Origin of the sequence: Massilia horti, from assembly GCF_004614195.1 — a bacterium.
Lineage (GTDB): Bacteria > Pseudomonadota > Gammaproteobacteria > Burkholderiales > Burkholderiaceae_D > Telluria > Telluria horti.
In genome coordinates, this window is sequence record NZ_SPUM01000081.1 from 78,515 (window position 1) to 93,485 (window position 14,971).

The following is a 14,971-nucleotide window of genomic DNA, read 5'->3' on the forward strand; positions in this document are numbered from 1 at the left end:
TATGATCAAGACCCAACTCTACATCGACGGCCAGTGGCGGGCCCCGCTCGAGAATGCCTCTCGCGAAATCGTCAACCCCGCCCTCGAAGAAGTGATTGCGCAAGCCGCTGAAGGTACCCGCGCCGATGCACGCCTGGCTATCGCCGCCGCGCGCGCGGCGTTCGACGGTCCCTGGCGCCAGAGCACCATCCGCGAACGCGCCAAACTGCTCAACCGCATCGCCGAACTGGTCGACCGCGACGCTGACGAACTGGCCCGGCTGGAATCGCTCAACACCGGCAAGACGCTCACCGAGAGCAAAACCGACATGGGCGATATCGCAGCCACGTTCCGCTACTTCGCCGGCCTCGTCGCGGCGGAATCCGGCGCCGTCAACGAGGCACCGCACCACGTCATCAGCCGCACCCTGCGCGAGCCCGTGGGCGTCTGTGGCCTGATCACGCCGTGGAACTATCCGCTGCTGCAGGCCGCATGGAAGATCGCGCCCGCGCTCGGCGCTGGCAACACGGTGATTATCAAGCCCAGCAACCTGACGCCGCTGACCACTTGGCACTTCACCCGCCTGATCGATGAACTCGGCCTGCCACCCGGCGTGTTCAACCTGGTCTCTGGCGGCGCGGAAGTCGGCGCCGAACTGGCGGAAAGCCGCGACGTCGACCTGGTGTCGTTCACCGGCGGCGCCGTCGCCGGCGAGAGCATCATGAAGGCGGCCACGGGCAACTTCAAGCGCATCGGCCTGGAACTCGGCGGGAAGAACCCGAACATCGTGTTCGCCGACGCCGACCTCGACGCCGCCGTCGACTACGCCCTGAACGCCGCGTTCTTCCACGCAGGCCAGGTCTGCTCGGCCGGATCGCGCCTCATGATCGAGGACAGCATCTACGACGAGTTCGTCGCACGCCTGGCCGCGCGCCTGCCGCGCATCGTGATCGGCAACGGATTCCATGCCGAGACGCAGATGGGTCCCGTTCAGTCGGCCCACCAGCACGAGAAGATTCTGGGCCTGGTACAAGCCGGTATCGCCGAGGGCGCGCGTCTGGTTTATGGCGGGAAGCGCCCGGCTGGCGAAGTCTACGCGCGTGGCTTCTGGCTCGAGCCCACGTTGCTCGCGGATGTGCGCCCGGATATGCGGATCGCCAAAGAGGAGATCTTCGGCCCGGTCATCACGGCCGAGCGCTTCGTTTCCGAAGAGGAAGCATTGCGCGCCGCCAACGACACGCCGTACGGCCTGGCCGCCGCGGTCTGGACGCGGGATCTCGACAAAGCGAACCGCATGTCGCGCGCGCTGCGTTTCGGCACCGTGTGGGTCAACGACTACCACCCGTATTTCCCGGAAGCGCCGTGGGGTGGCTACAAGGCAAGCGGTATCGGCCGCGAACTGGCGCGCATCGGGCTGGACGAATACACGGAGCTCAAGCACAGCTACATCAACCTCGCCCCGAAAGCCATGGGTTGGTTTGGCGCCTGAGGCGCAGTCCATCAACGAGATAGAGGAGATTCGAATGGACTCGATCCAGGAATATGACTACATCATCGTCGGCGCGGGTTCGGCCGGCTGCGTGCTGGCGTCTCGGCTTACCGAGGATGCGGATGTGACCGTGCTGCTGCTGGAGGCAGGTGGCCCGGACTGGCGCCTGGACTGGCGCACGCAGATGCCGGCGGCACTGGCCTATCCGCTGCAGGGAACGACCTACAACTGGGCGTATGTTACTGAGCCGGAGCCGTACATGAATGGCCGACGCATGACGCAGGGCCGCGGCAAGGGGCTGGGCGGCTCGTCGCTCATCAATGGTATGTGCTACATCCGCGGCAACGCGATGGACTACGACGGCTGGGCGCAGGAAAAGTCGCTGGAAAACTGGAGTTACAGTGATTGCTTGCCGTACTTCCGTAAAGCGGAGACCTACGACAAGGGCGCGAACGACTACCACGGCGGCGACGGCCCGCTGCATGTGACAACACCGACGGCGGACTGCAACCCGCTGTTTACCGCCTTCATCCGCGCTGGCGAGCAGGCCGGCTACCCGGCGACCGACGATCTGAACGGTTACCGCCAGGAAGGCTTCGGCCCAATGGATCGTACGACGACGGCGAACGGACGCCGCTGCAGCACATCGCTGGCCTACCTGGACGTGGCCCGCACCCGTCCCAACCTTACAGTGCAGACGCGCGCACTGGCTGACCGCATCGTGTTCGAACGCCAGCGCGCCGTCGGCGTCGCCTATCTGCAGGGTGACGCGCCGCGCCAGGCACGTGCACGGCGTGAAGTCATCGTCAGTAACGGTGCGATCGCCTCCCCCCAGCTCCTGCTGCGCTCAGGCGTCGGTAATGCAGACGAGCTGCGCGAGATGGGCATCGCCCCGGTCGTCAATTTGAAGGGCGTCGGCGAGAACCTGCAGGATCACCTCGAAATGTACCTGCAGTACGAATGTACCAAGCCGGTTTCGCTGTACCCCGCCCTCAAGTGGTGGAACAAGCCCGCCATCGGCATCGAATGGTACCTGCGCGGTACCGGTATCGCGGCGTCGAACCATTTCGAGGCTGGCGGCTTTATCCGCAGTAGCGACGAATTTGCCTGGCCCAACCTGCAATACCATTTCATCCCGCTGGCGATGAATTACGACGGCAGCAATCCGGTAGAGATGCACGGCTTTCAGTGCCACGTCGGCTCGATGCGCTCGCCCAGTACCGGATACGTCAAACTGGCCAGCCGTGATCCACGGGTCAAGCCACGTCTGCTGTTCAACTACATGTCGCACGATATCGACCGGCGTGAATTCCGTGCTGGCGTGCGCCTCACGCGCGAGATCATCAGCCAACAGGCGATGGACGAGTTCCGCGGGCGTGAGATCAAGCCAGGCATGCAGATCCAGACTGATGAAGAGATCGATGCCTTCGTGCGCGAGCATGCCGAGACCGCGCTACACCCATCGTGCACATGCAAGATGGGCGATGCGTCCGACCCGATGGCGGTGGTGGACAACGATGGCCGTGTCCACGGGACCTACGGCCTGCGTGTCGTCGACGCCTCCATCATGCCGAAGATCGTCACCGGTAACCTGAATGCGCCAACGATCATGATGGCCGAGAAGCTGGCCGATGTAATCCGCGGACGTTCGCCCCTACGGCGTTCCACAGCGCCCTATTTCAAGGCTGCTGTATCAGGTGCTCCAGCGTCGCCACTCACCGCACCCACACCCGCCCCGAACCGGGCCGCCAGGCAAGCGCGCGAACAAGTCCCGCACTAAGTGAGTATCCGCTAAGACAAAGAAGGCCATCCAGCGTCGCCCCGCGAACCGGGAATGGCCTCTAAAGGAGACACCATGCTGCACATCATTTTTGCTCTCAAGCGCGGCCCATGCTGCGCCCTGCCGGCCCTGCTGCTCGTCGCCACCTGCGCGCACGCGCAGTCCGGCGACGGCACCGGCAGCCCCGCTTCGCCTGATGCCGCTTCACCCTCGCTGACAGCCAACGTAGCGCTGACGTCGCAATATGTATCCCGCGGTTTTCGCCAGACCTGGGGCCAGCCGGCCCTCCAGGGTGGCATCGACTATGCGCATCCGAGCGGCTGGTCGGCCGGCACCTGGATGTCCTCGGTGAGCGACAAGTTCATCGAGGGCGGCAGCGTTGAATGGGACCTGTATGCCGGCTATGCAGGTACCGTCGGCGACATAGCTTATGGAGGTCAAATCTATTACTACCGCTACCCCGGCGCCCGGCTCCAGGCATCGCATACCAATTACGACTATGGCGAAATCGCGGCCTCACTCGGATACAAGTGGCTCAGCGCGAAATACTGGTTGACCTACACCCCAGACTACTTCGGCTTTAACAGCAACTCGCTTGGGATCGGTAACGACCTGCACAGCCGCGGTTCGGGCTATGCAGAGCTGAACGGTACCTTCGAGCTGGGCGACGGAGTATCCCTCTTGTTGCACTACGGCCAGGAGCGGGTGCGCAACTTCGCTGCGTACAACTTCCGTGACGCCCGCGTCGCGCTGTCCCGCACCTTCGCGGGCGGCTGGACGCTCACAGGTGCCTGCACACGCGGCTGGGGCCGGACCGACGTGTACGACCGCTACACCACCGGCGCCCGCGATTCCGAGGGCCGGCTCGCCGTGTCGAACCCGCTGCGAATTACGTTCCTGGTCTCAGTGGCAAGGACCTTCTGACTCTCGCATCGCTTTGATTTTTTTTGTTTCAACTATTTGTACTCATGACTTCCCTAAGCCTTACCGACGCGACCGGACTGGTCGGCGTTGCCGCCTATGTCGCAGCCCACTTCGCCGTGCAGGTGCTGCACGCTTCGCCCACCGGGCGCCTGACTGTTGCCCTCAACGTCATCGGCCCCGCCTGCATCCTGGTGTCACTGTCCGGCGCCTTCAACCTGGCTTCCTTCCTGACCCAGGTGTTCTGGCTGGTGCTGACGCTGGCCGGCTGGTGGCGTAAGTGGCGCAACGAGCGCACCGCGCAGGAAAAGGAAGACTCGGCCAGCCCAAGACGCGGCGGCGTCAAAGCAGATCGACAGGTCGCGCTTCACCACAAGTAACCAGAGCGGGCCCCGATCACCAGACCAAGGTGCGAAACAGCACCGCCATATAAATAAAAGACGGCAAACAATGACAAAGGAGACATCTTGCAAACACAGAATAAAGGATTGGCGATAGGCGTGCTCGCGCCCGTCGACCAGGTCCACGAAGCGTCACAACCGAGCGAACACCACGAGCTGAAGCGCACGTTGAGCTGGAAGGATGCCTTCTGGGTCACAAGCGGGGTGCCGGCAGGCGTCCTCTTCACCATCGGCGGAGTATCCTCCACCATCGGTACTCCGGCATGGATCATCTGGATCGCCGCCATTCTTATCGGCTTCGCCCAGAGCTTCGTATATGCGGAAATCTCGACGCTCTATCCCCACAAATCAGGCGGCGCCTCGATCTACGGCGCACTCGGCTGGGTACGGTATAGCAAGATGGTGGCCCCGGTCTCGGTCTGGTGCAACTGGCTAGCCTGGTCACCGATGTTGGCAATGGGTACGAGCCTGGCCGCCGGCTACATGCTGAGCAGCCTGTTCCCGCCCGATTCCGTGATCAATACATGGAAGCTCACGCTGCTGGACCTGAACTTCGTCACCAAAGGGCTGACCCTGCGTGTGAACTCGACCTTTATCCTGGCCACGCTGTTCCTGCTCGTCACCTTCAAGCTGCAACATGCCGGCGCCAGCGCGGCGGCAACCACCCAACGTATCCTCGGCATCGCCTCGCTGACGCCACTGGTCGTCATTGCCCTCGTGCCGCTGATTACGGGCGACATGCCCTCGACAAATTTCCTGCCGTTGCTGCCGCTCACCCACGACGCATCCGGCGCCGCAGTGATGGGCGGCTGGAACGCGGCCGGCATCTCTACCGCAATGGGGGCGATGTTCCTGGCCTGCTGGTCCACCTTCGGCTTTGAAACCGCCGTGTGCTACACGCGGGAATTCAAGGATCCGCAGAAGGACGTGTTCAAGGCCATTTTTTGGTCGGGCGTGCTCTGCCTGTTCATGTTCATCGCGGTGCCGATCGCCTTCCAGGGCGAGCTGGGTCTGGCCGGCATGCTCAAGCCGGAAATCATCGACGGCTCCGGCGTGGGCGCGGCCATGGCCAAGTTCGTAGGCGGCGGTCGAGTGATGTTCAACGTGGTCGTCGTGATGCTCGTGCTAGCCATCCTTCTGATTGTGATGACCTCGATGATGGGCTCATCCCGAACCCTGTACCAGGCGTCGGTGGACGGCTGGCTGCCGCGCTACCTGTCGCACGTGAACGAGCACGGCGCTCCGACCCGCGCCATGTGGACCGACCTGGGGTTCAACCTGATTCTGTTGTTGATGTCGGACTACATGGCGATCTTGTCGGTGTCCAACGTCTGCTACATGATCTTCGTGTTCCTGAACCTGCAGTCCGGCTGGATTCATCGCCTCGATCGTGCCGACTGGCCGCGTGCGTACAGGTGCAAGAATTGGCTGCTCGCGCTGGGTGCGCTGTGCGGCTACATCGACCTCGTGTTCGTCGGCGCTGGCGCCAACTTCCAGGGCGAGCACACTCTGCGCAATGGCCTGCTTACCGCGCTCCTGATCGTGCCAGTGTTCATCTATCGCCACTATGTCCAGGACAAAGGACGTTTCCCCGCATCGATGAAGCGCGATATGGAGTTGCCGTGCGCGAAGGCGGGTGTGCTGCCCTATATCGCGCTCGCGGCAGCCGTTCTCGTGGTTTGGGTGGCGTTCCGTCTCACCGTCATCACCTGACCAACCGCATGGGCAGGCAAGGGCCTGCCCAACCAGCATTGTTTTTCGTATTAGGAGTTGGGCATGAATCAAACGCTACGCGTGCGTGTCAACCGCATTGAACGGCTGGCCGACGGAATCAAACGCTTCACCCTGAAGCGCAGTGACGGGTTGGACCTTCCTGCATTTGAAAGCGGGAGCCATGTCGTGGTCCACCTCGACGGGGGCCGCATCCGCAACGCCTACTCACTGACCAGTGAGCTCGGCAACCTTGGTCACTACCAGATCTGCGTTCGGCGGGAGGAGGCGTCGCGCGGAGGCTCGCGCCTGATGCATGAAACCTTGCGCGAAGGCGATGAACTGCAGATTGGGCTGCCCGCCAACCTGTTCGGCTTGCATCCCGGCGAAGGGAAGCACGTTCTGATCGCCGGCGGCATCGGTATCACGCCGTTCATGACACACATCCAGGCGCTGGCACGCCGCAACGCGTCCTTCGAACTGCACTATTGCTTCCGCAACCGGGGAGCCGCCGCCTGCCTGGACACGCTGTCAGGCTTGCTCGGCCCGGACCAACTGCATCTGTACGAAAGCGATGAGGGGACTCTGCTCGACGTTGCCACACTGATCGCGGCTCAGCCCGGCGACGCCCATGTCTATGTCTGCGGTCCGCAGCCGCTGAACGACGCGGTCGTGGCCGCGGCGCGCTCAGCCGGTTGGGATTCGGCGCGCATTCATTACGAGCAATTCCGCAACGAGGTGGACGCAACCGGCGGCGCTTTCGACGTCACGCTGAGCAAGAGCGGCATGACGCTTCACGTTGGACCAGACGATACGCTGCTGCGGGTGATCGAAAAGGCGGGAATCAAGGTCGACTGCATGTGCCGCGAAGGAATCTGCGGTACGTGCGAGACGGCTATCATCGACGGGCTGGCCGATCACCGCGACAACTACCTGTCGGACGACGAAAAGGCCGCCCAGAAAACCATTATGCTCTGCGTTTCGCGCTGCCTGGGCCCGCGCTTGGTGCTGGACCTGTAAGTGGCTAACGGTGCTGGCGCCGTCAGTCGATCACTGCGCCAGCCACTGTCTTAGTCCTTCCGCAGCACGACGTGCGTTGCGAATTGGGTCGGCACGTGCTCAGTGCAGCGGAATCCCAGACTTGGCAGGTCCACTCCTGCGAACAATGATTCACCGGATCCCAGCAATACCGGGGAGATTGCCAGATGCATCTCGTCGACCAAGCCGGCCCGCAGATACTCCTGAATAGTCGCCACGCCGCCTCCCAGACGCACATCCTTGCCGTTTGCGGCCTGCATCGCTTGATCGTAGGCGGACTTGATGCCGTCGGTGACAAAATAGAAGGTCGTGCCGCCTTTCATCTCCAGCGGAGGACGGGGATGATGGGTCAGCACGAACACGGGCACGTGATACGGGGGCTCCTCGCCCCACCAGCCCTTCCAGCTGTCGTCTGGCCATTGCCCGCGGACCGGGCCGAACATATTCCTGCCCAGGATCCAGGCGCCAAGGTTCGCGAAGCCACGGGCGGCAAAGTCTTCGTCCGGACCGTCCGAACCTTTGGATTCGTCTCCCATCATGCGCTGGAAAGTGCGGGTGCCGCGGAACCACTTGTGCAGCTCGCCCCCGCGCTCACCCATGGGATTCTGCAGGCTCTGGTTGGGTCCTGCTCCATAGCCATCGAGCGACACGGTAAAGCTTCGTACTTTGAGTTCGGACATCACATCTCCCTTTTATGAGCGACCAGGGGTCTGCCGTGTCGCAATCCAAGCCGACCGTGCCTGATGGCCGGGCCTCCTTGTTCAGTTACGAGAAGAATATCACGCGCGCTGACTTGTACCGCTATTTGCGCGCCAGCGGCAACGGTAAGCAGTGTTGCGCCGCAGTGCTGGCTACGTATGCAGCAGCTCGATCATTTCGAAGAAGTGCCAGCGTGAGACGCTTACCAGGTGAAGTCGTCCGGGATCTTGAAATCCGCGTAGGGATCGTCGGCGTCGACCTCGGTGCTGGCCTTGTTGATCCGTACCACGCTCTCGGGGGCGCGCTCGGCGATCTTGTCGGCGATCGCACGCGGCACCAATTCGAAACCACCGTTATAAGCGACGATCGCCAGACGGCCCGCCACCAGATGATCGCGCACCTTGTCCGATACATAAATGCGATCGATCGTGGAGCCGATAGTGAAGTTGTACGCGATGTCGCCGTTGCCCTTGCTCTGGCGGTTCTGCTGGACCATCTGGGCGATCTGGGCGGCGACCGCCTTTTCAGCAGCGGCGGCGTCGCGCTGGGCATTCAACTCGCGTGCCCGCTCGGCCTGTTTGCGCTGGGCCTCGAGTGCGGCCTGGCGCGATTCGTCGACGCTCTGCACGCCGGTACGGCGCTCGATCTTCTGCTGCTTGCTTTTTTCCTGATTGGCCACCTTGGCCTTCTTCTTGTCGATCAGGCCGGCCTTTAATAGTTGCTCTTGCAGGGAAACCATGATTATGCTCTAAAGATAATGACGATATGCCGACCTCGGTAACGTTCGGGCCGGTGCAAGCTGGTCAGCATAGCAGAGATGCCGAGTCCGGCAAACTCGCTGGGCGGACCTCATAAAATTCAAAGTATGTATCACGCGGGATTGCGCCGCCAGCCAGCCCGACGTGCATGCCTAAGACTTATAGACCAGCCAACATTCTTCATTGGCTAAGTCCATGTCTCCCTCCTAAGATCCCAGTGCCAACGCTCAACCGGAGACCGCATGAAATCCCTGCTCACGATGCTCGCCCTGTCCCTGCTGTCGACCTCGGCATCCGCCGCGTTGCCCGAACAGCAGGCTGCCGCGCTGACGCGCCAGTTGCAAGCCATCGTGAGCGACCCCGCAATGCCGCTGGCCAGCCTGTCCGTGGTGGCGATCCGGCATGGCGAGATCGTCTACAGCCAGCAACTGGGCAGCAAGCGGCTGCCCACGGCCACCGCACCAGCCCAGCCGGTCGATGCTAATACCATGTTCCGCATTGCATCGATTTCCAAATTCGTGACCACGCTCGGCACGATGAAGTTGGTCGAGCAAGGCCGCCTGTCGCTTGATGCCGACATCAGCGACTATCTCGGCTACCGCCTGCGCAATCCCAATTTCCCCAACCAGCCGATCACGCTGCGCATGTTGCTCACGCATACTTCATCGCTACGCGACGAAGCCGGCTTCAAATGGGCTGCAAACGTGAACCTCAAGGACGCGCTGTTGCCTGGCGGACGTTTCTACGGCAAAGGCGACATGTGGTCGAAGACCGAGGCGCCCGGCAAGTATTTTGAATACGTCAATTTCAACTGGGGCATCATCGCCACGGTGATGGAGTGCGCCAGCGGCGAACGGTTTGACCGCCTGATGCGCCACCTGATTTTCGATCCGATGCAGCTGAAGGCCGGCTTCTACCTGGCCGATTTCGCGCCCGCCAACATCAACGATGTTGCCACCCTGTACCGCAAGCGCGAAAAGGACGGTAACGAAGTCTGGGACCCGAACGGCCCCTGGGTCGCACAGACGGATGATTTCAGCAATGAGGCGCCAGCTGCACCGCGAGGGCTGGACAGCTACGTGGTCGGCACCAACGGTACTATCTTCGGTCCACAAGGCAGCCTGCGCATCTCGGCCAATGAGCTGGCGCAGATCATGTTGATGCTGATGAACGAGGGCCGCTACGGCGGCAAGCAGATCCTCAAGCCCCAGACGGTCGATAGCATGTTCACCAGGCAGTGGTCTCTGGACAGCAAGAACGGCAACGGCGACAGCGACTACTTCCACGGCCTCTACCATGCCTGGGGCCTGGGCAACCAGCACTTCACCGATGCGAGCGAAATCAGGAACGGGCGCGCCAGCGGCGATCGGTTGGTCGAGGGTGGCGGACTGACGGGAGTGGGCCATCTGGGCTGGTCGTGGGGATTGAACGCCCTGTTCGTGTTCGATCGCCAGAGCAAGAACGGCATGGTCTACGTGAGCAGCGGCGTCGGCGCCAACCCGGAACTGCAGCCAGGCCGGTTCTCGTCCGAGGCGCGCTTCCAGGAGCGCATCACCGATGCGCTGTATCGCGGGGCGATTGTGCCACGCTGAATGGAACGTCCACGCCTCCTGTGGATCCGTCCACATCAGGCATCACCATAGACTGAATCTGCAATGCAGATGTAGGTCTAAGGAGCACCGCAGTGCGTCGTGGGGCGTGCACGTGCGTGGAGATGAGGACGGGATTTGTGGATGCTTGCCAGTAAGCTCATGCGTGCGAGACTGCTCGCCGCGCTTGCCCTGGCATGGCCAGGATTCGTTGCCGTGCTGGGCGGTTGCAACCGTGCGCCGCCCCCGGCCCCGCCACCGCCGCCGCAGGTCACCGTGGCGCTGGTGCGGCGCGCCGCCGTGCCGATTGTGATCGAACTGCCGGGGCGCACGTCCCCGTACCGCGTGGCCCAGGTCCGTGCCCGCGTCGACGGGATTGTGCTCAAGCGCCAATTCATCGAAGGCTCCGACGTGAAGATCGGCCAACGGCTGTACCAGATCGACCCGGCTCCCTACCGCGCAGCGCTGAACAACGCCCGGGCGTCGGTGCTGAAGGCGCAAGCCAATCTGATGGCCCAGCGAGCCCAGGCCGAACGTTACCACGCGCTGATCGCGGCCCAGGCCGTCAGCAAGCAGGATTACGACAACAGCGTATCCGGCCAGGGTCAGGCTGTCGCCGACGTCGCGTCCGCCAGGGCGATGGTCGAGACCGCTCAGATCAACCTTGGCTACACCGATGTCACTGCCCCGATCACGGGACGTGTCGGCATCTCCGCGGTTACCGAGGGCGCCTACGTCCAGGCCAGTGCCGCCACCTTGATGGCGACGATTCAGCAGATCGATCCGATCTATGTGGACCTGACCCAGTCCAGCGTCCAGGCCCTGGCCTTGAGACGGGACGTCGCCAGCGGCAAAGTCAGGCTCTCCGGTCCTGGCCAGCCCAAGGTCGACGTGCTGCTGGAAGACGGCAGCGTCTATCCAATCGCAGGCCAGCTGCAATTTACCGACATCACGGTCGACCAAGGCACCGGATCGGTCACGGTGCGTGCGATCGTGGAAAATCCGCGCCATGTCCTGTTGCCTGGAATGTTCGTGCGGGCGCGGCTGACTGAGGCCGTGAACGAGGATGCCCTGCTGGTCCCGCAGATCGGCGTGACGCGCAATCCGTCCGGTCAAGCCACGGTGCTCGTGGTCGGCCCGGACAAGAAGGTGCAGCTACGCACGGTGCAAGTGAGCAGAACGTACGGCACCGACTGGGTCGTCACGGGCGGTCTGGCCGAAGGCGAGGCGGTGATCGTCGCTGGCATGCAGAAGGCCAAGCCCGGCGCTACGGTACAGGTGACCGACACCATGGCCAACCCGGCCCCGCATACCGACGACGGGCGCTAGCGATGGCGCGCTTTTTTATTGACCGCCCGATCTTCGCGATCGTCATCGCGATCCTGCTTTGTCTATCCGGGATCCTGTCCATCTTGCGCATGCCGATCGAGCAGTATCCGACGATCGCGCCGCCCGCGATCCAGGTCACCACCAACTATCCTGGCGCCTCGGCGGAAACGGTCGAAACCACGGTTGTGCAGGTCATCGAGCAGCAAATGAGCGGGCTCGATCACTTGATCTACATGGCTTCCACCAGCGACGATTTCGGCCAGGGTGTCACCACCCTCACCTTCGCGCCTGGCGCCAATCCTGACATCGCCCAGGTGCAGGTGCAGAACAAGTTGCAGCTGGCCATTCCGCAATTGCCCGCGGAGGTCCAGCAAACTGGCATCCGGGTGACCAAATCGAGCACCTCGTTCCTGCTCGTGCTGGCTTTTGTCTCCACCGACAACAGTATGGCGGCCGTGGACATCGCCAACTACCTCGTGTCGCACGTACAGGACCCACTTAGCCGCGTGGACGGCGTGGGCAACCTGACTGTGTTCGGCACCCAGTACGCGATGCGCATCTGGCTCGATCCCAACAAGTTGAATAACTTCGGTCTGACGCCAGTGGACATCACCAACGCGGTGCAAAGCCAGAACGTGCAAGTCGCGAGCGGGCAGCTCGGCGGGACGCCCCACACCAGCTCACAGCAATTTTCCGCGACGATCACCGAGGCCACCCTGCTGCGCACACCCGCACAGTTCGGCAACATCCTGCTCAAAGTATTGCCCGGCGGCTCACAAGTCCGACTGCGCGATGTCGCACGTGTCGCGCTCGGTGGCGAAAACTACAACCTGCTCACCAAGTTCAACGATCAGCCGGCGGCTGGCCTCGCGGTGCAACTGAGTCCAGGTGCCAATGCCCTGGCCACCAGCAATTTGGTCCACGCGAAGGTCGATTCGCTGGCACGCCACTTCCCGCCGGGGCTGAAGGTCGCGTATCCGATCGATCAAGCGCCTTACATCCGGGCTTCCATGGAGGAAGTGGTCAAGACGCTGCTCGAAGGTATCGCACTGGTGTTCCTGGTCATGCTGCTTTTCCTGCAAAACATCCGCGCCACGCTCATTCCCACCATCGCGGTGCCGGTTGTGCTGCTGGGCACCTTCGCCATCATGAATGCGGCCGGATTTACGATCAACACGCTGTCGCTGTTCGGGCTGGTGCTGGCGATCGGGCTGCTGGTGGACGATGCGATCGTGGTGGTGGAGAACGTCGAGCGCCTGATGACCGAGGAGCACCTGCCGCCGGTGGAGGCGACGCGCAAGGCCATGGGCCAGATCAGTGGCGCACTGGTCGGCGTGGCCACCGTGCTGTCGGCGGTGTTCGTGCCGGTCGCGTTTTCGCCGGGCGCAGTCGGCGCCATCTACCGGCAGTTCTCGCTCACGATCGTCTCGGCCATGCTGTTGTCGGTGTTCGTCGCACTCTCGCTCACGCCGGCGCTGTGCGCCATGATCCTCAAACCCAGCAGCGTGCCACAGCAGGACCGCAAGGGCTTTTTCGGGTGGTTCAACCGGGGCTTCGAACGCGGGCGCGACGGTTACCTGCACGGGGTACGGCGCATCATTGCCCGCCTTTGGCGCTGGATGCTCGTGTACCTCGCCGTGATCGGCGTGGTCGCCTTCCTGTTCCTGCGCCTGCCGTCGGCCTTCCTGCCCGACGAAGACCAGGGCTCGATGTTCGTGCTGGTGCAGACGCCGCCCGGCGCCACCCAGGACCGCACCGGTAAGGTGCTGGAGGATATCAACCACTACCTGGTTACGTCTGAAAAGGCGATGGTCGATTCGATATTCCTGGTCAACGGCTTCAGCTTTACCGGCCGAGGCCAGAACCAGGGCATGGTGTTCATCCGCTTTCGCCCCTTCGACCAGCGCACCACGTCGAACCTGCGGGTGCAGGCGCTGATGGCGCGCATCGGACACCGTTTCGCCGCCTACCAGGACGCGCTCATCGTGCCGATCAATCCTCCACCGATCCGCGAACTGGGCATTGCGTCGGGCTTCGACTTCCAGCTGCAGGACCAGAGCGGCGTCGGGCACCAGCGCTTGCTCCAGGCGCGCAACCAGCTACTCGAGATGGCCAGCCATGATCCGACCCTCGCGCAGGTTCGCCCGTTCGGACTCGAGGACAGCCCGGAGTTCAAGGTCGAGATCGACCGCGAAAAGGCGGAGGCGCTGGGAGTGTCACCCAACATGATCGACCAGAGCTTTTCGATCTCCTGGGCGTCAAGTTTCATCAACTTCTTTCTCGATACGGACGGCCGCATCAAGCGCGTATTTGCCCAGGCCGACGCGCCATACCGCATGGTCCCGGAAGACTTGAACAGCCACTTTGTGCGCAACGCCAACGGCGCGATGGTGCCATTCTCGTCGTTCGCAACCGGCAGGTGGACTTTCGGTTCGCCCAAGCTCGAACGTTATAACGGCGTCTCGTCCTTTGAAATCCAGGGACAGGCAGCGCCCGGCCGCAGTACCGGACAGGCGATCACGGCCATGACCAAGATCGCGCAACAATTGCCCGCAGGCGTGGGCTACGACTGGACCGGCATCTCGCTGCAGCAGATCGCGGCGGGCGCACAGGCGCCGCTGCTGTATGCGCTGTCGATCCTGGTGGTGTTCCTGAGCCTGGCGGCGCTGTACGAAAGCTGGTCGATTCCGCTGTCGGTGATTATGGTGGTGCCGATCGGCGTGCTGGGTTCGCTGACCGCCGCGTGGCTGTCGGGCATGGCGAACGACGTGTACTTCCAGGTGGGCCTCTTGACCACGGTCGGGCTGTCGTCGAAGAACGCTATCCTCATCGTCGAATTTGCCCGCGATCTGGGTGCGGCGGGCCGTACTCCGACGGATGCGGCACTCGAGGCGGCGCACATCCGGCTGCGCCCGATCGTGATGACCTCGCTCGCCTTCGGGCTCGGCGTGTTTCCGCTGGCGATCGCGCGCGGCGCCGGCGCGGCCAGCCAGAACGCGGTCGGCCGCGGTGTGATTGGCGGCATGGTGGCGGCCACCTTCCTCGCCACCTTCATGATTCCGATGTTTTACGTGCTCATTGCCAGTCGGCTACGGCGCAATGCGAAATGACGCCGGTGCGTAATCAAAAGTAGGGTGCGCACCTGTGCGCACGCGGTTCGCGAAGGCCGCGTAGTGGAGCGGCAGCCGCAAGTCAGCAAGCCGTGACCGCGTGCGCACAGGTGCGCACCCTACTTTTGATTACGCACCGGCGTCATTTCGCATTGCGCCGTAGCCGAC

11 protein-coding genes are annotated in these 14,971 nt (G+C 62.8%); 9 read left to right on the forward strand and 2 right to left on the reverse strand.

Features of this window, described 5'->3' with window-relative positions; genetic code table 11:
• The first annotated feature begins 1 nt into the window (after position 1).
• The 6 genes from E4O92_RS12625 (at position 2) to E4O92_RS12650 (ending at position 7,300) form a co-directional block, all read left to right on the forward strand.
• On the forward strand, positions 2 to 1,468 hold the full coding sequence (locus E4O92_RS12625) for an aldehyde dehydrogenase family protein (RefSeq protein ID WP_135190126.1): 1,467 nt from the start codon (positions 2 to 4) through the stop codon (positions 1,466 to 1,468).
• Positions 1,469 to 1,502: 34 nt separating this feature from the next.
• Entirely contained in the window at positions 1,503 to 3,248 is a 1,746-nt protein-coding gene (betA, locus tag E4O92_RS12630) for a choline dehydrogenase (RefSeq protein ID WP_135190127.1), read from the forward strand.
• A gap of 75 nt (positions 3,249 to 3,323) precedes the next feature.
• Complete coding sequence (locus E4O92_RS12635) at positions 3,324 to 4,172, forward strand: TorF family putative porin (protein WP_135190128.1); 849 nt, start codon at positions 3,324 to 3,326, stop codon at positions 4,170 to 4,172.
• Between the two features lie 44 nt (positions 4,173 to 4,216).
• Complete coding sequence (locus E4O92_RS12640; RefSeq protein WP_229483317.1) at positions 4,217 to 4,549, forward strand: CBU_0592 family membrane protein; 333 nt, start codon at positions 4,217 to 4,219, stop codon at positions 4,547 to 4,549.
• A gap of 114 nt (positions 4,550 to 4,663) precedes the next feature.
• Positions 4,664 to 6,283: a trimethylamine N-oxide permease gene (locus E4O92_RS12645; RefSeq protein ID WP_229483323.1), complete on the forward strand. Its 1,620-nt coding sequence runs from the start codon at positions 4,664 to 4,666 to the stop codon at positions 6,281 to 6,283.
• A 63-nt stretch (positions 6,284 to 6,346) separates the two neighbouring features.
• Complete coding sequence (locus tag E4O92_RS12650) at positions 6,347 to 7,300, forward strand: PDR/VanB family oxidoreductase (RefSeq protein ID WP_135190129.1); 954 nt, start codon at positions 6,347 to 6,349, stop codon at positions 7,298 to 7,300.
• 50 nt (positions 7,301 to 7,350) lie between these two features.
• On the opposite strand, the gene E4O92_RS12655 is transcribed toward E4O92_RS12650, so the two are convergent.
• Both E4O92_RS12655 and E4O92_RS12660 read right to left on the reverse strand, forming a co-directional pair.
• The gene (locus E4O92_RS12655) at positions 7,351 to 7,998 is read right to left on the reverse strand and encodes a dihydrofolate reductase family protein (protein WP_135190130.1); all 648 of its coding nucleotides are present in this window, start codon (positions 7,996 to 7,998) and stop codon (positions 7,351 to 7,353) included.
• A 221-nt stretch (positions 7,999 to 8,219) separates the two neighbouring features.
• Entirely contained in the window at positions 8,220 to 8,756 is a 537-nt protein-coding gene (locus E4O92_RS12660; protein WP_135190131.1) for a DUF2058 domain-containing protein, read from the reverse strand.
• A 261-nt stretch (positions 8,757 to 9,017) separates the two neighbouring features.
• On the opposite strand from E4O92_RS12660, the gene E4O92_RS12665 reads away from it, so the two are divergent.
• The 3 genes from E4O92_RS12665 to E4O92_RS12675 all read left to right on the forward strand — a co-directional run bounded on the left by E4O92_RS12665 (position 9,018) and on the right by E4O92_RS12675 (position 14,803).
• Positions 9,018 to 10,367, forward strand: a complete 1,350-nt coding sequence (locus E4O92_RS12665) for a serine hydrolase domain-containing protein (protein WP_229483319.1) — start codon at positions 9,018 to 9,020, stop codon at positions 10,365 to 10,367.
• 159 nt (positions 10,368 to 10,526) lie between these two features.
• Positions 10,527 to 11,693, forward strand: coding sequence for an efflux RND transporter periplasmic adaptor subunit (locus E4O92_RS12670; protein WP_135190139.1), 1,167 nt, complete (start codon positions 10,527 to 10,529; stop codon positions 11,691 to 11,693).
• A 2-nt stretch (positions 11,694 to 11,695) separates the two neighbouring features.
• The gene (locus tag E4O92_RS12675; protein WP_135190132.1) at positions 11,696 to 14,803 is read left to right on the forward strand and encodes an efflux RND transporter permease subunit; all 3,108 of its coding nucleotides are present in this window, start codon (positions 11,696 to 11,698) and stop codon (positions 14,801 to 14,803) included.
• The last annotated feature ends 168 nt before the right edge of the window (positions 14,804 to 14,971 follow it).

What these genes read in the sequence shown, in the direction of transcription:
- E4O92_RS12640 (WP_229483317.1), top strand. Translation starts at nt 4,217, where the DNA reads ATGACTTCCCTAAGCCTTACCGACGCGACCGGACTGGTCGGCGTTGCC.
- E4O92_RS12635 (WP_135190128.1), top strand. Translation starts at nt 3,324, where the DNA reads ATGCTGCACATCATTTTTGCTCTCAAGCGCGGCCCATGCTGCGCCCTG.
- E4O92_RS12665 (WP_229483319.1), top strand. Translation starts at nt 9,018, where the DNA reads ATGAAATCCCTGCTCACGATGCTCGCCCTGTCCCTGCTGTCGACCTCG.
- E4O92_RS12660 (WP_135190131.1), bottom strand. Translation starts at nt 8,756, where the DNA reads ATGGTTTCCCTGCAAGAGCAACTATTAAAGGCCGGCCTGATCGACAAG.
- E4O92_RS12670 (WP_135190139.1), top strand. Translation starts at nt 10,527, where the DNA reads ATGCGTGCGAGACTGCTCGCCGCGCTTGCCCTGGCATGGCCAGGATTC.
- E4O92_RS12675 (WP_135190132.1), top strand. Translation starts at nt 11,696, where the DNA reads ATGGCGCGCTTTTTTATTGACCGCCCGATCTTCGCGATCGTCATCGCG.
- betA (WP_135190127.1), top strand. Translation starts at nt 1,503, where the DNA reads ATGGACTCGATCCAGGAATATGACTACATCATCGTCGGCGCGGGTTCG.
- E4O92_RS12625 (WP_135190126.1), top strand. Translation starts at nt 2, where the DNA reads ATGATCAAGACCCAACTCTACATCGACGGCCAGTGGCGGGCCCCGCTC.
- E4O92_RS12655 (WP_135190130.1), bottom strand. Translation starts at nt 7,998, where the DNA reads ATGTCCGAACTCAAAGTACGAAGCTTTACCGTGTCGCTCGATGGCTAT.
- E4O92_RS12650 (WP_135190129.1), top strand. Translation starts at nt 6,347, where the DNA reads ATGAATCAAACGCTACGCGTGCGTGTCAACCGCATTGAACGGCTGGCC.